This window comes from Paracraurococcus ruber (genome assembly GCF_004353985.1).
Lineage (GTDB): Bacteria > Pseudomonadota > Alphaproteobacteria > Acetobacterales > Acetobacteraceae > Paracraurococcus > Paracraurococcus ruber.
The window spans coordinates 1-21,746 of the sequence record NZ_SMOA01000043.1 but is presented as its reverse complement, the minus strand read 5'-3'; the positions used below and the strand labels follow the sequence as shown (position 1 = coordinate 21,746).

Here is a 21,746-nt window from a genome sequence, read left to right as displayed (position 1 = left end):
GCGGCCGGGCTGCGGTTGCGGGGCGTCAGATGACAGGCGTGTCATCAATCTTCATGGTTGAGCGCCGCGCTGGGGTTTTCCGCCAGGGGCGGGCGCGTGTCTTCACCATGGGTTGAGTGCAGGCGGTCGGCCGGTCCCTGGGCAGCGGCGCCACGCAGCCCTGTCAGTCGCCACGAAGATGAATAAATTGTTTTTAACCTGCACGACACCCACGACGCGGGATGCCTGGCTGCGGGTCAGGCGAAATGCAGCTCTGCCCGACCGAGCCGGCCGAGCGCGGCATGCAGTTCCAGGCCGGGGGCGGGGTCCACCGCCGGGCCGATGGGGGCGACCAGCATCGCCCCCGCCGGCAGGCCGCCGGCCCGCCGCGCCGCCATCGCCACCGCCAGGATCGGCGCCTCCAGGTCCATCTCCTCCCCCCGCCGCCAGGTGCCGGCCGGCGCCAGCGCCACGCGCAGCCGGGTCGGCGCGCCGCGCTTGCCCTTGCCGATGGCGATGTAGCCCAGCCCGGCCAGGTCGGCCGCCGCCAGCGCCCCGGTGGAAGGCGGGTCCTGCAGCCGCCAGCTGCCGACATCGATGGCCGGGTGCAGGGTGGCGAAGACCGGCATCTCGTCGCCGCGGCGGGGCAGGTCCTCCGCCAGGATGCCGACGATCGCCGCGCTCGCCCGCGCATGCCGCAGATCCGTCATGCTGATGGTGCTGCCGGAGGGCAGGACGCGGCCTTCCAGCACCGGCCCCGGCACCGGCTTGCCGTTGGCCGGCGGGCCGAGCCGCAGGCCGCAGGCCGGCAGGTCGAGCATGTCCAGCACCCGGGCGGCGATCCGCTGGCCGTCCAGCATGCTGCGGGGCATGGCCAGGGGCGGCAGCGGGCCGATCGGCTGGCCGCTGGCCACCGCATCCGCCAGGCATCTCGCCGCGCTGTCGCGCAGGATCGCATCCATCGCTCAGCCACCCCTCGCCGCGGGTAGCGACCAGACCGGCCCCGCTGCCACATTATGGCGCCGGAAAGTTCAACCCTTTCTTGCGCGCATGCGGTCAGGCGCGCCCTGGCCGGCGCCGGCATGCCGCGACCGGCCGGCCATGGCAAGGCGTCGGGACCGGGCTGGTTACTTCGTGACGAAGGCCTTCTCGAGCACGTAGGTGCCGGGTTCGCTGTTCGATCCCTCGGTGAAGCCGCGCGCTTCCAGCAGCGCCTTCACATCGGCATTCATCGCCTCCGACCCGCAGAGCATCACCCGGTCCTGCTCCGGCGACAGCGCGGCGAGGCCGAGGTCGCGGCAGACCTGCCCGGATTCGAGCAGGGTGGTCACCCGCCCCTGGGTCCGGAACGCCTCCCGCGTCACGCTGGGGTAGTAGAGCAGCTTGCCGCGCAGCATCTCGCCGAGGAACTCGTGCTCCGGCAGCTCCCGCTCGATGTAGTCGTGATAGGCGAGTTCCTTCACCTCCCGCACGCCATGCATCAGCACCACCCGCTCGTACTTCTCGTACACATCGGGCTCGCGGATCAGCGACATGAAGGGGGCGAGGCCGGTGCCGGTCGAGACCATCCAGAGCGTGCGGCCCGGCAGCAGGTTCTCGGTCAACAGGGTGCCGGTCGGCTTCTTCCCGATCAGCACCGTGTCGCCGACCTTGATGTGCTGCAGGCGGGAGGTGAGGGGGCCGTTCGCCACCTTGATGGAGAGGAATTCCAGTTCCTCGTCCCAGGGCGGGCTGACCATGGAATAGGCCCGGACCAGCGGCTTGCCGTCCACCACCAGCCCGATCATGGCGAATTGCCCGGCGACGAAGCGCAGCGCCGGGTCGCGGGTGCAGCGGAAGGAGAATTGACTCTCGGTCCAGTGGTGGACCCAGGTCACCGTCTCGCCGAAGAAGGCGGGCGGGATGGCGGGCTTCGCCACGGCTTGGGACTGGGGGGCGAGGGGCAGGGCGTCCATGGCCAGCCTAGATGCGGGTTGGTGCGGCGCAGCGCAACAGGAACCACCGCATCCCTGCCTTGCGCCGGCGCAAGCGCCGGACATTCACCGCCATGGTGGCGCCGCGGTTTTCCCTTCCATGGACCATGCATGGTCCCTAGATTGCCTGTGGGACAGCTTCTGGGACAGCTTCGCGCGGCCGCAGGCCGCCCCGGTCCTGCCCCGCACCCACCCCTTAGGGAGGCAGAACAATGCCCGTCATGGAACTCACCGAGGTCGTGGCCTGGGCGCTCATCCTCGGCGGCGGCGCCTATGCGCTGATGGAGTCGCGCGGCATCTCGGCCGCCGCGGTGTCCGCCGCGCTGGTGGCCCTGGCGACCAAGACCGTCCTGCTCGACCTCGGCTGACGCGGGACCGTCACGCCGCTGCCACGCGGCTGCAACGCCGACTGGGTAAAGCCCCCGGAAACCTGACAGGGGGTTCATTCCATGCGCGCATTGCTGCTTGCCGCCGGCCTGGTCGCCGCGGTGGCCGGCCAGGCCCGGGCCGACCAGCGATTCGAGGCGGTGCTGGCCGGCCACGCCATCCTGCCGGCCGCCAGCTTCGTCCCGCCGCCGGCCGATGCGCCGCCGGGCTTCGCCGTCTCCGGCCGCTTCACCGGCCCCGGCAACCTGCGGAACGAGCAGGTGGGCAGCCAGCCGGGCGATACCGGCGCCATCCATGGCCGCCGGCCGACCGGCCTGTCGCTGCCCTTCCGCGGCCAGCCGGTGCAGGGCTTCTCCGGCATCAAGCCGGTGGCCGGCGAGCCGGGCGCCTACTGGGTGCTGACCGACAACGGCTTCGGCAACAGGCGCAACAGCGCCGACGCCCTGCTGATGCTGCACAAGGTCCGGCCCGACTTCCGCGCCGGCACCGTGGCGATCGAGCGGACGATCTTCCTCTCCGACCCCGACCGGGCCGTGCCCTTCCCGATCGTCACCGATCCCTCGCCCATCCGCTACCTGACCGGCGCCGATTTCGACCTGGAGAGCATCCAGCCGGTCGCCGACGGCTTCTGGATCGGCGACGAGTTCGGCCCCTTCGTCTTCAAGGTGGACCTGGAAGGCCGGGTGCAGAAGGTCCTCGCCACCCGGCTGGACGGCGAGGAGATCCGCAGCCCCGACAACCCCGCGCTGCAGATCCCGGCCAATCCCACCCAGCCGGTCGCCTTCCGCGCCCAGCGCAGCGGCGGCTACGAAGGCATGGCGCTGTCGCCCGATGGCAGCCGGCTCTACGCCCTGCTGGAGAAGCCGCTGCTGCAGGCGAATGGCCAGCCGGAGGGCAACGCCCTTCGCATCCTCGAACTCGACACCGCCCGCGGCGAGTGGACCGGCCGGCACATGAGGTACCGGCTGGAGCAGGGGGCGACCTCGATCGGCGACTTCAACATGGTGGATGAGCGCCGCGCCCTGGTCATCGAGCGCGACGACGGCGAGGGCGACCCGTCCCGCGCCTGCGCCACCGGCCAGCAGCCGCCGTCCTGCTTCCCGAATGTCGCGCGGCTGAAGCGCATCTACGTCGTCGACCTGGCGGCGACCGATGCCGAGGGCTTCGTGCGCAAGATCGGCCATGTCGACCTGATGGCGATCCGCGACCCCGAGGGGCTGGCGCGGCAGCGCGGCGACCTGGGCGAGGGCGTCGCGCGCGACCGCTTCGCCTTCCCCTTCTTCACCATCGAGAATGTCGCGGTGGTGGATGCCGACCACATCATCGTGGCGAATGACAACAACCTGCCCTTCAGCGCCGGCCGCCACCTGACCCGTGCCGACGACAACGAGTTCATCCTGCTCCGCGTGGCCGACCTGCTGCGCGCCCGCTGACCCAGCAACGCCGCGGCCGGGTGGTGGCTCGGCCGCGGCGGCCCGCGCGCGGGACCGCCTATCCGGCCGTCGTCCGGCGGGACCGGCATCGGGGGCATGCATCGGCGCGCGGGCATCGGGGGGCGCGCATCGAACCGCCGCGGCAGGCGGCATTGTCGGCCATGCCGGTTTCGCCACATCCTGTCGCCGTCATCGTTTTCCGCAGGATGCCCGGCCGGCCATGAACGACACCCTTGCCCCCGACCTCGTCGGCGCCTTCGTCCCCGGCCCGCGCGCCGAGCAGCGCGGGGCGGCCGAGGGGCCGCTCGCCGGCCTCGGCTTCGCCATCAAGGATCTCTACGACCTGGCGGGCTGGCCAACGACCTATGGCAATCCGGACTGGGCCCGCACCCATCCCGTCGCCGCCGCCACCGCGCCGGTGGTGCAGGCGCTGCTGCAGGCCGGCGGGCATCTGCGCGGCAAGACGAAGACGGTCGAGCTGGCCTATGGCCTGACGGGCGAGAATGTCTGGCACGGCACGCCGACCAACCCGGCGGCGCCGGACCGCTTCCCCGGCGGCTCCTCCTGCGGCTCGGCCGCCGCGGTCGCCGCCGGGCTGGTGGATTTCGCCATGGGGTCGGATACTGGGGGGTCCGTCCGCATCCCGGCCAGCTATTGCGGCACCTTCGGCATCCGGCCGAGCTGGGGCGCCATCAGCCTGGCCGGTGCCTGCGGCCTCGGCCCCAGCTTCGACACGCCCGGCTGGTTCGCCGGCAGCGCCGGCGTGCTGGAACGGGTCGGCGGCGTGCTGCTGCCCGAGGATTCGCCCCCCGGCGCCCCGCTCGGCCCGCTCCTCAAGCCGGAGGAGCCCTGGGTGAACGTGCTGCCCGGCACCGGCCTGGCGCTCGGCGGCGCGATGGAGGCGCTGCAGGGCCTGCTCGGCGCCGCCCTGCCGGTCGGGCTGGCGCCGGAGGGGCTCGGCGCTCTCTACGAGCATTTCCGCTGCGCCCAGGCGGAGGAAGCCTGGGCCACGCTCGGAAGCTGGGTGGCCGCCACCAACCCGGAATTCGGCCCCGGCGTGCGGGAACGCTTCGAGGCCGCGCGGACCATGGACCCGGCCAAGGCCGCTGCCGGCCGGGCCTTCCGCCGCGTCTTCCAGGCGCGGATGCGGGCGCTGCTGGCCGGGGGCGCGGTGCTGGCCTACCCGACCAGCCCGGCGCCGGCGCCGAAGCTGTCCGCCAGCCAGGCGGAGCAGAACCTGGTGCGGGAGATGACCATGGGCGTCACCGCCATCGCCGGCCTGGCCGGCCTGCCGGAGGTGAGCATCCCCGCCGGCCGCGCGGAGGGCGCGCCGGTCGGGCTTTCCCTGGTCGCCGCGCCGGGGCGGGACCGCGCCCTGCTGGCGCTGGCGGTGCGGCTGGCGGAGGCGCTGGGCATCGGCGCGTGAGCCCTGGCGGAAGGGCGCCCTTCGGCCCCGTCCCGGAGGACGCCGCGGCCTGGCGCCGCGGCCCGCCTGCGGCGGTGCCGAGCCTGTCCCGCCGCCGCGGCGTCCCGGCCGCGTGCCTTGCCGCCCCCTGCGCCCACCGGTAAGGGGGCAAGGGGCAGGGAAGACGAGATGCTGATCCGCGACGCCGTGCCGGCCGACCTGCCGGCGATCACCGCCATCTATGCCCACCATGTCCTGCATGGCACCGGCACCTTCGAGGAGGTGCCGCCGACCGAGGCCGAGATGCGCGGCCGCGTCGCCGAGGTGCAGGGGAAGGGCTGGGCCTGGCTGGTGGCGGAAGGCCAGGGGTTGCCGGGGGAGGAAGCGGGGCTGATCGGCTATGCCTACTACGCCCAGTTCCGCGCCCGCTCCGCCTACCGCTTCTGCGCCGAGAACAGCGTCTATGTCCGCGACGACGTGCGCGGCATGGGCGTGGGCAAGCACCTGGTCGCCGCCCTGCTGCAGCGCGCCGAGGCGGCCGGCTTCCGCCAGATGCTGGCGGTGATCGGCGACAGCGACAATGTCGGTTCCATCGGCCTGCACCTGTCGCTGGGCTTCCAGCGCGCCGGCGTGCTGAAGGCGGCCGGCGTGAAATTCGGCCGCTGGCTGGACGTGGTCTTCATGCAGCGCAGCATGGGCCCCGGCGACCGCGACGTGCCCGGCTGATCCGGGCTCGTCCCGGGATGGCGGCAGCCGCGACCGGCCTCGGGGGCGGGCAGGCGCCAGGGTGACGGGGCGGCCGGCCCCCATCCCGACGGGCGCGGCAATTCCCCCCTTTGACGGCGCGGGCCCGGCCCGAAGCACGGTGCCGCGGGGGCATTCGGCGCCGCAACCGGCGGGTTCACGCAGCCGGCGCCGTGTCGCATTTCGAATGCCCGCCGGCTGGCCCTTCGGCAAGCTGTCCCGAAACCCTGGAGGGTTCGATGGGCGAGGCGCCTGGCCCGGCGATCCGGGCCTTCTTCGACGAGGCCACCAACACCGTCACCTATCTGGTCTGGGACGAGGCGACGCGCGCCGCCGCGGTGATCGACCCCGTGCTCGACTGGGACAACCGCAGCGGCGAGGCGGAGACGCGCAACGCCGACGCCGTGCTGGCGGCCCTGGCGGCGGAAGGGCTGCGGCTGGACTGGGTGCTGGAGACCCATGTGCATGCCGACCACCTGACGGCGTCGCCCTACATCAAGGCGAAGGCGGGCGGTCGCATCGGCATCGGCGACCGGATCCGTCAGGTGCAGCAGATCTTCCGCCCGGTCTTCGGCGCCGAGGACCTGCTGCCCGAGGGCGGCGATTTCGACGCGCTGTTTGCCGATGGCGCCGAGTTCCTGCTCGGCAGCCTGCCGGTCCGGGTGCTGCATGTGCCCGGCCATACGCCGGCCTGCGTCGCCTACCTGATGCCCGGCTGCGCCTTCGTCGGCGACACGCTGTTCATGCCCGACTACGGCACGGCGCGCTGCGACTTCCCCGGCGGCGATGCCGGCGCGCTGTGGCGCAGCATCCAGAAGATCCTGGCCCTGCCACCGGAGACGCGGCTGTTCACCTGCCACGACTACAAGGCGCCCGGCCGCGACCACTTCGCCTGGGAAAGCACGGTCGCCGAGCAGCGGGCGCGCAACCCGCATCTGCGCGACGGCGTGACCGAGGCGGAGTTCGTCGCGCTGCGCCAGGCGCGCGACGCCAAGCTCTCCGCGCCGGCGCTGCTGCTGCCCTCCATCCAGGTGAACATGCGGGCGGGGCGGTTTCCGCCGGCGGAAGCCAACGGCGTGCGGTACATGCGGATACCGGTGGTCCTGAAGGGGGCGCTCGCCGCCGGCTGACGCGGGGGCTTTGCCCCCCTCGACCCCCCCTCCACCACGGGGACTCCAGGGACGATGCGCCGCATCGTCCCTGGGACCCGCGTCGGCCGAAGGGCCTTTGGAGACCTCGGGTCTTCAGACCGTCAGAAGGCGACGCACCGACTCGTCGTCCAGTTCGCCGATCGGGCCGCCGAGCGCCACCTCGCCGCGCACCATCACCGCGATGCGGTCGGCCAGCTCGCGGGCGAATTCGTAGTACTGCTCCACCAGCACCACCGCGAAGTTCTTCTCCCGCGCCAGCAGGCGGATGACGCGGGCGATGTCCTTGATCACGCTGGGCTGGATGCCCTCGGTCGGCTCGTCGAGGATCAGCAGCCGCGGCCGCGCCGTCAGGGCACGCGCGATGGCAAGCTGCTGCTGCTGCCCGCCCGAGAGGTCGCCGCCCCGCCGCCGCAGGAACTGCTTCAGGATGGGAAACAGGGTGAACACTTCCTCCGGCACCTTGCTGCCGCGCGGCGCCGCGGCCAGCGCGGTCTCCAGGTTCTCCTGCACCGTCAGGAAGGGGAAGATCTCGCGGCCCTGCGGGACATAGCCGATGCCGGCGCGGGCGCGGTCGGCCGGCGCCAGGGCGGAGACATCCTTCCCTTCCCACAGGATCTTCCCGCCCTGGATGCGTTCCAGCCCCACGATCGCCCGCATCAGGCTGGACTTGCCGACGCCGTTGCGGCCCAGCACGCAGGTGATCTGGCCCGGATTGGCCTCGACGCTGACGCTGCGCAGGCAGCGTGACGCGCCGTAGGAGAGGTCGATGGATTCCACGCGCAGCATGGGAAAAGTCCTTGTCGGCGGATCGGGCCGGGCCGTCGCGCCTCAGCGCCCCAGATAGACTTCGATGACCCGCGGGTCGTTCTGCACATGGTCAATGCTGCCCTCGGACAGCGTGCTGCCCTCGCACAGCACCGTCACCTTGCTGCCCAGCGCGCGGACGAATTCCAGGTCGTGCTCCACCACCACCACGCTGCGCCGCCCGGCGATGCGGACCAGCAGGGCGGCGGTGTGCTCCGTCTCCTGGTCGGTCATGCCGGCGACGGGTTCGTCCACCAGCAGCAATTCGGGGTCCTGCATCAGCAGCATCCCGATCTCCAGCCATTGCCGCTGGCCATGGCTCAGCACCCCGGCGCGGTCCTGGGCGCGGGCGGACAGGCCGACCTCCTCCATCACCGCCTCGATCCGCCGCCGCGCCTCCCCGGTCAGCGCCCAGCGCAGGCAGGCGAAGGGGCCGCGCGGCGCCTTCAGCGCAAGCTCGAGGTTCTCGAACACCGTCAGCGCGTCGAACATCGTCGGCTTCTGGAATTTCCGCCCGATGCCCAGGTTGGCGATGGTTGCCTCGTCCAGCTTGGTCAGGTCATGGTCGCGGAAGCGGACCACGCCGGCGGTCGGCCGCGTCTTGCCGGTGATGACATCCATCATGGTCGTCTTGCCGGCGCCGTTCGGGCCGATGATGGCGCGCAGCTCCCCCGGATCGACCACCAGGGACAGGTTGTTCAGCGCCCGGAAGCCGTCGAACACCACCGATACGCCGTCGAGGTAGAGGACCGGCTTGGCGGCCTTGCCCTGGCCGAGGGGCGGGCTGATCTCGTCGCTCATTTCGGTGCCTTCGAGAACAGGCCGATCAGGCCGCGCGGCAGGAAGAGGGTGACGGCGACGAACAGCCCGCCCAGGGCGAAGAGCCAGAGATCGGGCGCCACCGTGGTCAGCCAGGTCTTCAACGCATTGACCGAGAAGGCGCCGAGCACCGCGCCGACCAGCGTCCCGCGGCCGCCGACCGCCACCCAGATGACGGCCTCGATCGAGTTGCCCGGGCTGAACTCGCCGGGATTGATGATGCCGACCTGCGGCACGTAGAGCGCGCCGGCCAGCCCCGCCAGCACGGCCGAGAGGACGAAGACGAACAGCTTGTGCTGCGTGACGTCGTAGCCGAGGAAGCGCACCCGGCTTTCGGCATCCCGGATCGCCACCAGCACGCGGCCGAGCTTCGACTGCGTGATGCGGGTGCAGACCAGGAAGGCGACCACCAGAAGGGCGAGGGAGGCGTAGAACAGCGCCGCCCGCGCCGCATCCGTGTTCAGCGGCATGCCCAGCAGCTCCTTGAAGTCGGTGAAGCCGTTGTTGCCGCCGAAGCCCATGTCGTTGCGGAAGAAGGCCAGCATCAGCGCATAGGTCATCGCCTGCGTGATGATGGAGAGGTAGACGCCGGTGATGCGGCTGCGGAAGGCGAGGTAGCCGACGACCAGCGCCAGCATCCCGGGCACCGCCATCGCCATCAGCACCATGAAGGGGAAATGGTCGAAGCCCAGCCAGTACCAGGGCAGTTCCTTGTAGCCGAGGAACACCATGAAGTCCGGCAGGGTCGGGTGGCCGTAGACGCCGCGCGGCCCGATCAGCCGCATCAGGTGCATGCCCATGGCATAGCCGCCGAGGGCGAAGAAGGCGCCGTGGCCGAGCGAGAGGATGCCGGCATAGCCCCAGGCCAGGTCGATCGCCAGCGCCAGGATGGCGTAGGTGATCCACTTGCCGGTGATGCTGACGATGAAGTCGGACACGTACAGCGCGCTGTCGGGCGGCAGCCGGTTCAGCAGCGGCAGCAGCGCCAGGACCAGCACGGCGCCGATCAGCACCAGCCGGATGGTCAGGCGCGCCGCGCCGGCCGGCGCGGGGGAGGCGATGCTGGCGCTCACGACTCGGCGGCCCTTCCCTTCAGCGCGAACAGGCCCTTCGGCCGGCGCTGGATGAACAGCATGATGGCGACCAGCACGAAGACCTTGGCCAGCACCGCGCCGGCATAGGGTTCCAGCAGCTTGTTCACGACGCCCAGGCTCATGGCGCCCACCAGCGTCCCGGCCAGCGATCCGACGCCGCCGAACACCACCACCATGAAGCTGTCGATGATGTAGCCGGTGCCGAGGTTCGGCGAGACATTGTCGATCTGCGACAGCGCCACCCCCGCCATGCCGGCGAGGCCCGATCCGAAGGCGAAGGTCATGGCATCGACGCGGCCGGTGCGGATGCCCATGGTGGCCGCGATGCGGCGGTTCTGCACCACCGCCCGCATCTCGAGCCCGAAGCGCGTCAGGCGGATGGCGGCGAAGACCAGGCCCAGCACGATCAGCCCGAAGACGATGATCCAGAGCCGGTTCTGGGTGACGGCGATGTCGCCCGGCAGCAGGATGGTGCCCTGCATCCAGGGCGGGCTCAGCACCTCCCGGTTCTGCGCGCCGAAGGCCAGCCGCACCGCCTGCTGCAGGATCATGCCGACGCCGAAGGTCATCAGCAGGGTCTCGAGCGGCCGGCCATAGAGGTGGCGGATCAGCCCGCGTTCCAGCAGCGCGCCGCAGGCCGCCGTCACCAGGAAGGCGGCCGGCACGGACAGCACCAGGGACCAGGGCGCCAGCCAGGGGATGCCGCGGCAGGCTTCCTGCACCACGAAGGTGGCATAGGCGCCGAGCATGACGAACTCGCCATGCGCCATGTTGATGACGCCCATGACGCCGAAGGTGATGGCGAGCCCGAGCGCGGCGAGCAGCAGCACGGAGCCGAGCGAGAGGCCCTGGAACAGGGTCTCCGCCGCCCGGCGGATGGCCAGCGCCCGTTCGATGGTGGCGATGGAGACCTCGATGGCGGTCGCCATCTCCGGATTGGCGTTGCGCGCCTCGATCAGCACCGCCCGCGCCTCGACCGAGCCGGAGGCGCCGAGCCGCGCCACCGCGTCCCGCTTCGCCTCCGCGTCGCTCCCGACCAGTTGCGAGGCGGCGAGCGCCAGTTCCATCTGGGTGCGGATGCGCGGCACCGTCTCCCGCGCCAGCGCCGCCTGCAGCAGCGGGATGTTCTCGGCGCTGCGGCTGCGGAACACCGCCTCGGCGGCGGCCAGGCGCTCGGCAGGGTCGGGCGAGACAAGCTGCAGCCGCCCGAGCGCGCCGCGCAGCGCCTGGCGGACGCGGTTGTTCAGCCGCACCGCCTCGGCGCCCGCCGCCTCGGCCGGCTGCCCGGTGGCGGCGTCCAGCAGGCGCGCGCCGTCGGGCAGCAGGATGCGGCCATCTCCGGCCTTCTGCAGCCGTCCCTCCTGCAGCGCCCGCAGCAGCGGCAGGGCGCGCGGGTCGCCGCTGGCGCCCAGCCGCTCGACCGATGCGGCGATGTCGCCGAAGCCGCCGGCCAGGCCGGGCAGGGCGGCGGTGAAGGCGTCCTGCGCCCGCGCCGGCAGGGCCAGCAGCAGCAGCAGGGAAATGCGGAGAATGAAACGGGTCATGCGGGCCTTTGAATGCGGGCCTTCGGATATCGGGCGGCGCCGGCACGGGACGGGCGGCGCCGGGCTGCCCCGGCGCCGCCCTGGAAAAGGCCTACCGGCGGCGGTTCGCGTTCTCGGGGATGAACTGCGACCAGTTTTCCGCTTTCACCGCATCCGGGGTCTTCCAGACGATGTTGAACTGGCCATCCGCCTGCACCTCGCCGATGAAGACCGGCTTCGACAGGTGGTGGTTCGCCAGCATCTCCTCCTCATAGCCGCAGGGGGCCATGAGCTTCTGGCCGATCATCGCCCCGCGCACCGCGTCCACCGCGGTGGTGCCGGCCTTGGCGACGGCCTGCGTCCACATGCGGAAGCCGGTATAGGTGGCCTCCATCGGGTCGTTGGTGACGCGCTTCGGGTTCTTGATGTAGGCCTGCCAGAGCTTCACGAACTCCTCGTTCGGCGCGCCCTTGATGGACATGAAGTAGTTCCAGGCGGCCAGGTGGCCGACCAGCGGCCGGGTGTCGATCCCGGCCAGCTCCTCCTCGCCGACGCTGAAGGCGACGCAGGGGATGTCCTCGGCCTTGATGCCCTGGTTGCCCAGCTCCCGGTAGAAGGGCACGTTCGCGTCGCCGTTGATGGTGGACACGATCGCGGTCTTCTTGCCCTCGGACGCGAAGCGCTTCACCCGGGCGACGATGCCCTGCCAGTCGCTGTGCCCGAAGGGCGTGTATTCCTCCATGATGTCGGCATTGCCGATGCCCTTGGAGTTCAGGAAGCCGCGCAGGATGCGGTTGGTGGTGCGCGGATAGACGTAGTCGGTGCCCAGCAGCGCGATCCGCTTCGCCTCGCCGCCGTCCTTCGACATCAGGTACTCGACCGCCGGGATCGCCTGCTGGTTCGGCGCGGCGCCGGTGTAGAAGATGTTCTTGCTCTCCTCCTCGCCCTCGTACTGCACGGGGTAGAAGAGCATGCCGTTCAGCTCCTCGAACACCGGCAGCACCGACTTGCGGGAGACCGAGGTCCAGCAGCCGAAGGTCACGTCCACCTTGTGGACCTGCAGCAGCTCGCGCGCCTTCTCGGCGAAGAGCGGCCAGTTGGAGGCCGGGTCCACCACCACCGCTTCCAGCCGGCGGCCGAGCACGCCGCCGCGGCTGTTGGCCCATTCCACCATCATCAGGACGGTGTCGCGCAGCGCGGTCTCGGAGATCGCCATGGTGCCGGAGAGCGAGTGCAGCACGCCGACCTTGATCGGGGCGCCCTGGCCGAAGGCGGGACGGAGGGCGGGGGTGGCGAGCGCGGCGCCGAGGCCCGTCAGCGCGGCCCGGCGCGTGAAGGTGAAGCTCTTGCTGGTCATGGAGGCTGTCGTTCCCCTTGGAAGCCTTGCCGGCGCGCGACGCTCCACTCCCCGCGGTCGGAGGATGGCTCTCGGGCGCGGGAGGGGGAAAGCGAGATGCATGCCAGCCGCCGGGCGGGGCGCGCGTCCCGCCATCGGCATCGCCTGCCCAAATTCCGTGCATGGCGCCGCGGAACGGGCGCGCCGCCGCCCCCGACCGAAGCAGGGCCGGAATAACCCAGCCTGGCGAAGGGGGATTCGGCGGCCGACCGGCTTTCGGGCGCCACGGCGCCGGTTGCGCCGGCCCCGGGGCAGGGCGCGCCCTATCGCGCCGGCCGGTTCACCAGCCACAGGCCGATGGCGACCAGCACCACCGCCAGCAGGAAGCCGGTCCCCAGCCGCTCCCCCAGCAGCAGCGCGCCCGCCAGCACGCCGAAGACGGGCGTGAGGACGGAGAAGGCCGCGAGGCGGGAGGCGGAATGGCGCGACACCAGCCAGAACCAGGCGAGGTAGCTCGCCCCGGCCACGATGGCGGCCTGGTACAGGAAGGCGCCGATGGCGAGCGGCTGCGGGTCGATGCGCCAGGCCTCCCCCAGCAGCGGCGAGGCCAGCAGCAGCAGCGGCGCCGAGACCACCAGTTGCACCTGCAGCACGAAGGCCGGCGCGGCATGCCGCAGCGGCGATGCCTTGACCAGCACCGTCGTCGCCGCCCAGAGCGCACCGCCCGCCAGGCAGAGCAGGTCGCCCCGCAGCGCATCCGGCCCCGCCGGCGCCCGCAGCCCGTCGGCGAAGGCCAGCAGCAGCCCGCCGAAGGCGATGCCGAGGCCGAGCGCCTTGGCCCGCGTCAGCCGGTCCCCCGGCACCAGCCAATGCGTGCCCAGCGCCACCCAGAAGGGCGCGCCATAGAGGAAGACGACGCCGCGCGAGGCGGTGGTCAGCCCGATGCCGATGAACAGCAGGATGAATTCCAGCGCGAAGATGACGCCTGCGGCGATCCCGGCCCAGAGCACGCCCGGCTGCCGCCAGGCGCCGAAGCGCATGCCGAGCGGCCGGCAGAGCAGCGGCACGAGCAGCGCCGCGAGCACCGAGCGCAGCCCCGCCTGCAGCACCGGCGGCATGCCGGCGCTGGCGAGCTTCACCGCCACCATGTTGAGGCCCCAGAGGGCGGAGAGGAGGAGGATGACGGCGACGGCGCCCGGCGGCAGGGCGCCGCCGGACTCGGCCCGGCCTGGATCTGGCATGGCGCCAGCCTGCGTCCGCCGCCCGGCCCGGTCCAGCCGCCCGACCGCAGGCGGGGTCCGGGGCGGCTTGCCGGGGGTGTTCGCCCCCCGTACCGTCCGCCAGGGATGCGGGGAGGGATGCGATGCGGCGACGCGGGATTCTGCTGGCCGGGGCGGGCGCGCTGGCCGCGCCGGCGCTGATGCACGACGCGGCGGCGCAGAAGGCGCAGGACACGCTGCGCATCGTGGACCGCTTCGCCCTGCCGAACATCGATCCCTACTACAACTCGCTCCGCACCGGGCTGGTGCAGGCGCACCAGGCCTGGGACACGCTGGTCCACCGCGACCCCGACAGCTTTGAGTTGAAGCCGCTGCTGGCGACCGAATGGCGCTGGCTGGACCCGAAGCAGATCGAGTTCACGCTCCGCCGCGGCGTCACCTTCCATGACGGCAGCGCCTTCACCGCCGATGACGTGGTCTACACGCTGAACCTGGTCAGCAGCGCCGACAGCCGGGTGGCGACGCCCAGCAACACCAACTGGATCGCCGGCTGCGAGAAGCTGGACGACTTCAAGGTGCGGGTCACCCTGAAGCAGCCGACGCCGGCGGCGCTGGAATACTTCGCGCTCGTCATCCCGATCTACCCCGCCGCCTATCGCCAGCGCGTCGGGGCGGATGGCTATGCCCGCGCCCCGGTCGGCGCCGGGCCCTACCGCATCACCCGCTTCGACGCCGGCGCGGCGGTGGAATACGAGCGCTACGAGAATTACTGGCAGGGCAGCCCGAAGGGCCGCCCGGCGATCCGCCGCCTCTCCGTGCGCTTCGTCCCCGACGCCACCACGGAAATGACGGAATTGCTGTCCGGCCGCGCCGACTGGATCTGGAACGTCAACCCCGACCAGTTCGAGCAGATCAACCGCCTGCCGACCGTCCAGGCGGTGCGGCAGGAGAGCATGCGGATCGGCTATCTCTCGATCGACGCTGCCGGCCGCAGCGGCGCGGGAAATCCGCTGACCAACCTGAAGGTGCGCCAGGCGATCTGGCACGCCATCGACCGGGAGACGATCGCCAACCGCCTGATCACCGGCGGGTCGCGCGTGCCGCCGGCGCCCTGCTACCCCAGCCAGTTCGGCTGCGATGCCGGCGCAGCCACGCTCTATCCCTACGATCCCGCCAGGGCGAAGGCGCTGCTGGCCGAGGCCGGCTTCCCCAACGGCTTCGAGACGGAGATGGTGAGCTACGTGCTGCCGCAATGGACCGCGGCGGTGCAGAACTACCTGGGCGCGGTCGGCATCCGCGCCCGCGTCAGCCAGATCCAGGTCGCGGCCGCGGTGCAGCGCGCCTGGGAAGGGCGGAACCCGCTCTACCTGGGAAGCTGGGGCAGCTATTCGATCAACGACGTCTCGGCGGTGCTGCCGGTGATGTTCGGCGGCGGCGGCGACGACTACACCCGCGACCCGGAGATGCAGGCGCTGGTCGCCGAGGGCGGGTCGAGCAATGACGAGGCGGTGCGCAAGCGCGCCTACAGCGCCGCCATCAGGCGGGCGACCGAGAATGCCTACTGGCTGCCGCTGCACACCTACGTGACGATCTACGGCTACAGCCGGCAGCTTGACTTCAAGGCGTACCGCGACGAGTTGCCGCGCTTCTACCTGGCGAAGTGGAAATAGCGCGCATGGGCCTGAAGGCAGCGATCGTCCCGGTCACCCCCTTCCAGCAGAACTGCTCCCTGTGGTGGGAGGAGGCGACGGGCGAGGGCGTGGTGGTGGACCCGGGCGGCGAGCCGGAGCGCATCCTGCACGCCGTGGGCGAACTCAAGATGACGGTCGCCAGCATCCTGCTGACCCATGGCCATCTTGACCATGCCGGCGGCGCGGCCGCCTTGCAGGAGGCGCTGCCGGGCCGCCCGCCCATCATCGGCCCGGACGAGCGCGACCGCTTCCTGCTGGAGGGGCTGGAGGAGCAGGGCGCCCGCTTCGGCTTCGCATGCCGCAACGTCACGCCCGACCGCTGGCTGACGGAAGGCGAGACGATCCGCATCGGCGCCGAGGATTTCGCCGTGCTGCATTGCCCGGGGCACACGCCGGGGCACGTCGTGTTTGTGAATGCCACGCTGCGCATCGCCATCGTCGGCGATGTGCTCTTCCAGGGCTCGGTCGGGCGGACCGACTTCCCCTATGGCGACCCGGAGGCGCTGATCGAGGCCATCAGGACCAAGCTGCTGCCGCTGGGCGACGACATCGCCTTCCTCTGCGGCCATGGCCCGGGGTCGAATTTCGGGCAGGAACGCCGGACCAACCCGTTCATCCGGGGGGCCTGACGCGATCCCGACGCCGGGCAGCCAGTTCGGCCCGGCGGGCGGGGAAGACGCTGAAGAACTCCCTGCGGTCGAGCACGACCAGCAGCAGCACGGCCAGGGCGGCCAGCAGCAGGACCCACATCGGCGGAACCTCCGGGATTGCGCGGTGGCAAAGCGCGGCGCGCCCGGCGGTTCACGCGGCGGGGCGCTGCTCCGCTTCCAGCAGCAGGCATTCCGCCCCGTCCACCGGCCGCGGCGCCTGCCGCGCGCAGCGCGGCTCCGCCACCGGGCAGCGGGGATGGAAGCGGCAGCCGGGCGGGATGTTGGCGGGGTCGGGCAGCGTGTCCCCCAGCCCGACATCCGGCACGCCCAGGCCCGGTTCCGGCGTCAGCACGCTGGCCAGCAGCGCGCGGGTGTAGGGGTGGCGCGGGGCGCGGAACAGCGCGTCGGCCTCCGCCCGCTCGACGATGCGGCCGAGATACATGACCGCCACCTCGCTCGCCACATGCTCCACCACCGCCAGGTTGTGGCTGATGAAGAGGTAGGTGAGGTTCAGCTCCCGCCGCAGCTCCGCCAGCAGGTTCAGGATCTGCGCCTGCACCGAGACGTCGAGCGCGCTGGTCGGCTCGTCGCAGATGACGATGCGCGGCCGCAGCACCAGGGCGCGGGCGATGGCGACGCGCTGCCGCTGGCCGCCGGAAAGCTGCGCCGGGAAGCGCTCCCCCTGTTCCGCCGTCAGGCCGACGCGCGCCAGCATCTCCTGCACGCGGTCGCGCACCTGCCGCGCGGGGATCCCGCCCTGCGCCACCAGCGGCATCGCCACGATGTCGCGGATCCGTCGGCGCGGGTTGAGCGAGGCGAAGGGGTCCTGGAAGACCGGCTGGATCAGCCGCGCCCGCGCCCGCCGGTCCATGGCCGAGAGCCGCTGGCCTTCCACCAGCACGTCGCCGCTGGTCGGCGGCAGCAGGCCGAGGATGAGCCGCGCCAGGGTGGACTTGCCGCAGCCGCTCTCCCCCACCACCCCCAGCACGCCGCCGGTCGGCACGGCGAAGGAGACATCGTCCACCGCCACCACCTGCCGGTCCTGCCCCAGCAGGCCGCCGCGGATGCGGAAGGTCTTGCGCAACTCGCGGACCTCGATCGCGGGCGTGGTATCCCGGCGCGGCCGATCCAGGCCTCCGGGCCCTTCGGCCCCCCGGTCATCGGGTGCGGTCACGCCGCGCGCTCCGCCTCGGCCCAGCCCGGCGGCAGGCGGCAGAGATAGGCATGCCCGCCCGCCGCCTGCTGCCGCGGCACCGCGCCCTCGCAGGCCGGCGCGGCATGGGCGCAGCGGTCGCGGAAGCCGCAGCCCTGGAAGCCCGGCCGGATGCGCGGCACCACGCCGGGGATGCTGCCCAGCGCCTCGTCCCGCCGCACCTTGCCGGGCACCGGCACGCAGCCCAGCAGCCCGCGGGTGTAGGGGTGGGACGGCGCGGCGAAGAGCGCCGGGGTCGGCCCGCTCTCCACCACCTCACCCGCATACATGACGCTCACCTTGTGCGCGACGCGGGCGACGATGCCGAGGTCATGGGTGATCAGCAGGATCGCCAGGCCAAGCTCCCGCTGCAATTCCGCCAGCAGCCGCAGGATCTGCGCCTGCACCGTCACGTCGAGGGCAGTGGTCGGCTCGTCGGCGATCAGCAATTCGGGGTCGCACATCAGCGCCATGGCGATCATCACGCGCTGCCGCAGCCCGCCCGACAATTGGTGCGGGAACTGCCCCAGCCGCATGCCCGGGGCGGTGATGCCCACCTTCGCCAGCAGCCCCGCCGCCCGGTCCAGCGCGGCGCGGCGGCTGCCGCCGCGGTGGCGGGTGAACACCTCCGCCATCTGCGACCCGACGGTATAGGCCGGGTTCAGGCTGGTCATCGGCTCCTGGAAGATCATCGCCACCCGGTCGCCGCGCAGCCGGGCCATGGCGCGTTCCGGCAGGGCCAGCAGGTCCTGGCCGTCGAAGGCGAGGCGCCCGGCGGCGCGCCGCCCGCCGCGCGCCAGCAGCCCCATCACCGCCAGGGCGGAGACCGACTTGCCGCAGCCGCTCTCGCCGACGACGCAATGCGTCTCCCCGCGCGCGACCGTGAAGGAGGCGCCGCGCACGGCGGCGGTGTCGCCGAAGGCGACGCGCAGCTCCTCGACCTCGAGCAGCGGCGCGCTCATGCGCGGCGCCGCGGCGGGGTGGGGGCGGGCAGGGCGGGGGGCGGTGTCGTCATGCGGCGGAGGCCGACCTTGGCCGTCCTGCCGGCATCGCGCAACCGCCCCGCGGCGGGAGGATGCCTTCTACAGGTTCGGCCGCAGCACCTGGCGCAGGACATTGCCCTCGGCCAGCCGGTCGAAGCCGGCATTGATCTCCGACAGGGGCAGGAAGCCGCTCTTCAGCGACCCCACCGGCAGCTTGCCGCGGCGATAGAGGCCGAGGAAGCGCGGGATGTCCCGCTCCGCGATGCAGGACCCCATGTAGCTGCCGAGGATGCTCTTCTCGTCCGAGACGAGGCCGGCATGCATGTAGGAGAAATTGGCGCCCTGCGCCGGCAGCCCGGCGCTGACCACGCTGCCGCCGCGGGCGGTGATGGCATAGGCGAGCTCCATCGCCCGGATGTTGCCCGCCGTCTCGATCACCGTGTCCACGCCGCCGCCGGTGGCGTCCTTCACCTGCTCGACCACATCGGCCTCGGTCGCCAGGAAGGTGTCCGTCGCGCCCCATTGCCGGGCGAGGCCGAGCTTCTCCGGGTTGGCATCCACCGCGATGATCCGCTCCGCCCCGCCCGCCACCGCGGCGAAGAGCGCGTTCATCCCGACGCCGCCCAGGCCGACCACGGCGATGGTGTCGCCCGCCTGCATCCGCGCGGTGTTCAGCACCGCGCCGGCGCCGGTCATCACCGCGCAGCCGAAGATCGCCGCATCCTCCAGCGGCACGTCCCTGGCGATCTTCACCGCCGAGCGCCGGCCGACCACGGCATATTGCGCGAAGAGCGAGAGGCCGCTGCCGTGGTTGATCGCGTCCCCGTTCAGCCGGCGGATGCGCTTCGCGCCCGAGAGCAGCGTGCCCGCCGCCCGCGCCGCATTGCCGGCGTTGCAGATGTTCGGCCTTCCGCGCACGCAGTTGCGGCACACCCCGCAGGACGCGACGAAGACCGTGATCACATGGTCGCCCGGCGCCAGGTCGGTGACGCCCTGCCCCACCTCCCGCACGATCCCGGCGCCCTCATGCCCGATGACGACGGGCAGCGGCCGCGGCCGGATGCCCTCGATGGCCGAGAGGTCGGAATGGCAGAGCCCGGCCGCCGCCACCTCGATCAGCACCTCCCCCGGGCCGGGGCCGTCCAGCTCCACCTCCTCGATCACCAGCGCCTGCGACTGCGCATAGGGGCGGGGCTTGCCCTGTTCGAACATGATGGCGGCCTGCATGCGCATGCGGTGCGGTCCTATTCGATGCGGATATTGGCGAGGCGCGCGACCTCGGTGTTGATGGCGATCTCGCGCGGGATGCGGGCGGCGAATTCGGCGGGGCCGTCGCCCTCGACGATGCCGCCCTGCTCCTCGATCCGGCGGACGAAGTCGGGCCGCCGCAGCAGGCCCTGCACATCGGCGGCGATGCGGTCGCGGATCGGCAGCGGCAGGCCGGCCGGCGCCACCAGGCTGTACCAGGGGGAGGTGTCGCGGATCGGGAAGCCGGCCTCTGCGATGGTCGGCACATCCGGGAAGGCCGGGCTGCGCCGCGGCGCGGCGATGGCCAGCGGCCGCAGCTTGCCGTCGCGGGCCAGCGGCATGGCGCCCGACAGCGTGCTGAAGGTGATCGGCACCCGCCCGCCCACCACGTCCTGCAGCGCCGGCGGGGCGCCGCGATAGGGGATATGCGTCAGCTCGATCCCCGCCTGCCGCATGAACATCTCGGTCGCGAAGTGGCCGGAGGTAGCGACGCCCGAGGTGCTGGCGGCCATGCCGGGCCGGCGCTTCGCCGCCTCCACCACCTCCCGCACCGTGCGGAAGGGCTGGTCCGGGCCGGTGAACAGCACGGTGGGGGAGGAATAGACGATGACGATCGGGGTGAAGTCCCGTTCCGTGTCGTAGGGCAGGCGGGTGAAGACGGCGGGGTTGGTGGTGAGGTTGCTGGTGCAGAGGAACAGCGTGTAGCCGTCGGGCGGCGATTTCGCGACCGCCTCGGCGGCGATCACCTGGCTGGCGCCCGGCCGGTTCTCGATCACCAGGGGCTGGCCCCAGGCCTGCTGCAGCGGGTCCTGCAGGATGCGGGCGGCGAAATCGGTGGGGCCGCCGGGGGGGAAGCCGACGATCAGCCGGATCGGCCGGTCGGGCCAGGCCGGCTGGGCGCGGGCCGCGAGCGGGAGGGCGGCCAGCGCGGCCAGGCCGCGCCGGGTGACGTGCATCCTGGCGACGGGCATCACCTTCTCCCTCATCCGTCGGCCTTCATCCCGGCCTCGCGCGCCACCTCGGCCCAGGCGCGCAACTCGTCGCGGATGCGCGCGGCGAAGGCGTCCGGCCCCAGCGGCAGCACGGTGGAGGCCTGGCTCGCCAGCCTCTCCCGCACGGCCTCGGTCTGCAGCAGCGTTGCCATGTCGTTGGCCATGCGGCGGACCAGCGGCGCCGGCACCGCGGCCGGCGCCAGCAGACCGTACCAGACGCCGGTATCCACCAGCGGCCGGCCCAGCTCCGCGGTGGTCGGCACCTCCGGCAATTCGGGCGCGCGCTGCGGCGACAGCACCGCCAGCGGCCGGAGCTGCCCGTTGCGCCAGGCGCCGATGGTGCCGACCAGCGTGCCGACCGTGACCGGCACGCGGCCCGCCACCACGTCCTGCATGGCCGGTGCGGTGCCGCGATAGGGCACATGCGTCAGGGCGACGCCGCAGGCGCGCTGCAGCAGCTCCCCGCCGTAATGGCCGTTGCCGCCGATCCCGGTGGTGGCATAGGCGATCGCGCCCGGCCGCGCGCGGGCCGCCGCCAGCAATTCCTCCAGGCTGCGCCAGGGCTGCTGCGCGCCGCACCAGAGGATGTTGGGCGAGGCGGCGATGGCATGCACAGGCGCGAAATCCGCCACCGGGTCATAAGGCAGCGCGGCGTAGAGCGGCGGGTTCATCACATGGTTGTTCGCCGCCAGCAGCAGCGTGTGGCCATCCGGCGCGGCGCGCGCCACCGCTTCGGTGGCGATGGTGGCATTGGCGCCACCGCGATTCTCGATCACCACCGTCTGGCCCCAGGCGGCCTGCAGCCCCGGCGCCACGGCGCGGGCGATGAAGTCGGTGGGGCCGCCGGGCGGGAAGCCGACCAGGAGGCGGATGGGGCGGTCGGGCCAGGCCGCCGCCCGCGCCAGGGCGGGTGCCGCCAGCGCGGCCGCCAGCAGCGCGCGGCGGCGCATCACGCGGGGCTGGCCCGGTGCGGAACGCATCCTGTCCTCCCTCGGGGCGTCCATCCGCCCCTTGAACCCTGTCCTTGGAGCGGCGCGCGCCCGGTTCCACGCGCAGGCCGCTCGGGGGCCCGGCCCGGCGGGCCGGGTCGTGCCGGGGGCGACGATCCGGCGGCGGCGCCGG

Annotated in this window: 21 protein-coding genes; 7 read left to right on the top strand and 14 right to left on the bottom strand. The window is 72.4% G+C overall.

Annotated features, from left to right (window positions below; genetic code table 11):
* Positions 1 to 236: 236 nt before the first annotated feature.
* Positions 237 to 941, bottom strand: a complete 705-nt coding sequence (locus E2C05_RS10850) for a hypothetical protein (RefSeq protein WP_133219641.1) — start codon at positions 939 to 941, stop codon at positions 237 to 239.
* A 165-nt stretch (positions 942 to 1,106) separates the two neighbouring features.
* Positions 1,107 to 1,934 (bottom strand): ferredoxin--NADP reductase, encoded by an 828-nt coding sequence (locus E2C05_RS10845; protein ID WP_133219640.1) that lies wholly within the window; start codon positions 1,932 to 1,934, stop codon positions 1,107 to 1,109.
* 230 nt (positions 1,935 to 2,164) lie between these two features.
* Between E2C05_RS10845 and E2C05_RS32930 the strand changes: the two genes are divergently transcribed.
* From E2C05_RS32930 to E2C05_RS10825, 5 genes are all read left to right on the top strand, one after another.
* On the top strand, positions 2,165 to 2,320 hold the full coding sequence (locus E2C05_RS32930) for a hypothetical protein (protein WP_158292052.1): 156 nt from the start codon (positions 2,165 to 2,167) through the stop codon (positions 2,318 to 2,320).
* Positions 2,321 to 2,401: 81 nt separating this feature from the next.
* The gene (locus E2C05_RS10840; protein ID WP_133219639.1) at positions 2,402 to 3,772 is read left to right on the top strand and encodes an esterase-like activity of phytase family protein; all 1,371 of its coding nucleotides are present in this window, start codon (positions 2,402 to 2,404) and stop codon (positions 3,770 to 3,772) included.
* Between the two features lie 220 nt (positions 3,773 to 3,992).
* Complete coding sequence (locus tag E2C05_RS10835) at positions 3,993 to 5,198, top strand: amidase (RefSeq protein ID WP_133219638.1); 1,206 nt, start codon at positions 3,993 to 3,995, stop codon at positions 5,196 to 5,198.
* Between the two features lie 168 nt (positions 5,199 to 5,366).
* Entirely contained in the window at positions 5,367 to 5,903 is a 537-nt protein-coding gene (locus E2C05_RS10830) for a GNAT family N-acetyltransferase (RefSeq protein ID WP_133219637.1), read from the top strand.
* A gap of 257 nt (positions 5,904 to 6,160) precedes the next feature.
* Complete coding sequence (locus E2C05_RS10825) at positions 6,161 to 7,051, top strand: MBL fold metallo-hydrolase (protein WP_133219636.1); 891 nt, start codon at positions 6,161 to 6,163, stop codon at positions 7,049 to 7,051.
* 114 nt (positions 7,052 to 7,165) lie between these two features.
* Here the strand turns inward: E2C05_RS10825 and urtE are convergent, their stop codons facing one another.
* The 6 genes from urtE to E2C05_RS10795 all read right to left on the bottom strand — a co-directional run bounded on the left by urtE (position 7,166) and on the right by E2C05_RS10795 (position 13,889).
* Positions 7,166 to 7,858, bottom strand: a complete 693-nt coding sequence (gene urtE / locus E2C05_RS10820; RefSeq protein WP_133219635.1) for an urea ABC transporter ATP-binding subunit UrtE — start codon at positions 7,856 to 7,858, stop codon at positions 7,166 to 7,168.
* 42 nt (positions 7,859 to 7,900) lie between these two features.
* Entirely contained in the window at positions 7,901 to 8,677 is a 777-nt protein-coding gene (gene urtD / locus E2C05_RS10815; protein WP_133219634.1) for an urea ABC transporter ATP-binding protein UrtD, read from the bottom strand.
* Entirely contained in the window at positions 8,674 to 9,768 is a 1,095-nt protein-coding gene (gene urtC / locus E2C05_RS10810; RefSeq protein ID WP_240046704.1) for an urea ABC transporter permease subunit UrtC, read from the bottom strand. Before urtC ends, urtD begins: the two co-directional genes overlap by 4 nt.
* Positions 9,765 to 11,333 carry an urea ABC transporter permease subunit UrtB gene (gene urtB / locus E2C05_RS10805; RefSeq protein ID WP_192912447.1) on the bottom strand — a complete coding sequence of 523 codons (1,569 nt, stop codon included), beginning with the start codon at positions 11,331 to 11,333 and terminating at the stop codon, positions 9,765 to 9,767. Before urtB ends, urtC begins: the two co-directional genes overlap by 4 nt.
* A gap of 91 nt (positions 11,334 to 11,424) precedes the next feature.
* A complete protein-coding gene (gene urtA / locus E2C05_RS10800) occupies positions 11,425 to 12,669 on the bottom strand; it encodes an urea ABC transporter substrate-binding protein (protein WP_133219633.1) in 1,245 nt (414 codons plus the stop codon).
* A 302-nt stretch (positions 12,670 to 12,971) separates the two neighbouring features.
* Positions 12,972 to 13,889 (bottom strand): DMT family transporter, encoded by a 918-nt coding sequence (locus E2C05_RS10795; RefSeq protein ID WP_133219632.1) that lies wholly within the window; start codon positions 13,887 to 13,889, stop codon positions 12,972 to 12,974.
* A gap of 122 nt (positions 13,890 to 14,011) precedes the next feature.
* Here E2C05_RS10795 and E2C05_RS10790 point away from each other — a divergent pair, with 122 nt between their 5' ends.
* Positions 14,012 to 15,538 (top strand): ABC transporter substrate-binding protein, encoded by a 1,527-nt coding sequence (locus E2C05_RS10790; RefSeq protein ID WP_133219631.1) that lies wholly within the window; start codon positions 14,012 to 14,014, stop codon positions 15,536 to 15,538.
* A 5-nt stretch (positions 15,539 to 15,543) separates the two neighbouring features.
* On the top strand, positions 15,544 to 16,188 hold the full coding sequence (locus tag E2C05_RS10785; protein WP_133219630.1) for an MBL fold metallo-hydrolase: 645 nt from the start codon (positions 15,544 to 15,546) through the stop codon (positions 16,186 to 16,188).
* On the opposite strand, the gene E2C05_RS32925 is transcribed toward E2C05_RS10785, so the two are convergent.
* The 6 genes from E2C05_RS32925 to E2C05_RS10760 all read right to left on the bottom strand — a co-directional run bounded on the left by E2C05_RS32925 (position 16,172) and on the right by E2C05_RS10760 (position 21,604).
* Positions 16,172 to 16,309 (bottom strand): hypothetical protein, encoded by a 138-nt coding sequence (locus E2C05_RS32925; RefSeq protein WP_158292051.1) that lies wholly within the window; start codon positions 16,307 to 16,309, stop codon positions 16,172 to 16,174. The two genes, E2C05_RS10785 and E2C05_RS32925, sit on opposite strands and share 17 nt — an antisense overlap.
* A 51-nt stretch (positions 16,310 to 16,360) precedes the next feature.
* Positions 16,361 to 17,293, bottom strand: coding sequence for an ABC transporter ATP-binding protein (locus tag E2C05_RS10780; RefSeq protein ID WP_240046703.1), 933 nt, complete (start codon positions 17,291 to 17,293; stop codon positions 16,361 to 16,363).
* An 86-nt stretch (positions 17,294 to 17,379) separates the two neighbouring features.
* On the bottom strand, positions 17,380 to 18,363 hold the full coding sequence (locus tag E2C05_RS10775; protein WP_133219629.1) for an ABC transporter ATP-binding protein: 984 nt from the start codon (positions 18,361 to 18,363) through the stop codon (positions 17,380 to 17,382).
* 120 nt (positions 18,364 to 18,483) lie between these two features.
* Complete coding sequence (locus E2C05_RS10770; protein ID WP_133219628.1) at positions 18,484 to 19,617, bottom strand: zinc-dependent alcohol dehydrogenase family protein; 1,134 nt, start codon at positions 19,615 to 19,617, stop codon at positions 18,484 to 18,486.
* An 11-nt stretch (positions 19,618 to 19,628) separates the two neighbouring features.
* Positions 19,629 to 20,603, bottom strand: a complete 975-nt coding sequence (locus E2C05_RS10765) for a tripartite tricarboxylate transporter substrate binding protein (RefSeq protein ID WP_158292050.1) — start codon at positions 20,601 to 20,603, stop codon at positions 19,629 to 19,631.
* Between the two features lie 11 nt (positions 20,604 to 20,614).
* Positions 20,615 to 21,604, bottom strand: a complete 990-nt coding sequence (locus tag E2C05_RS10760) for a Bug family tripartite tricarboxylate transporter substrate binding protein (RefSeq protein WP_133219626.1) — start codon at positions 21,602 to 21,604, stop codon at positions 20,615 to 20,617.
* Between the last annotated feature and the right edge of the window lie 142 nt (positions 21,605 to 21,746).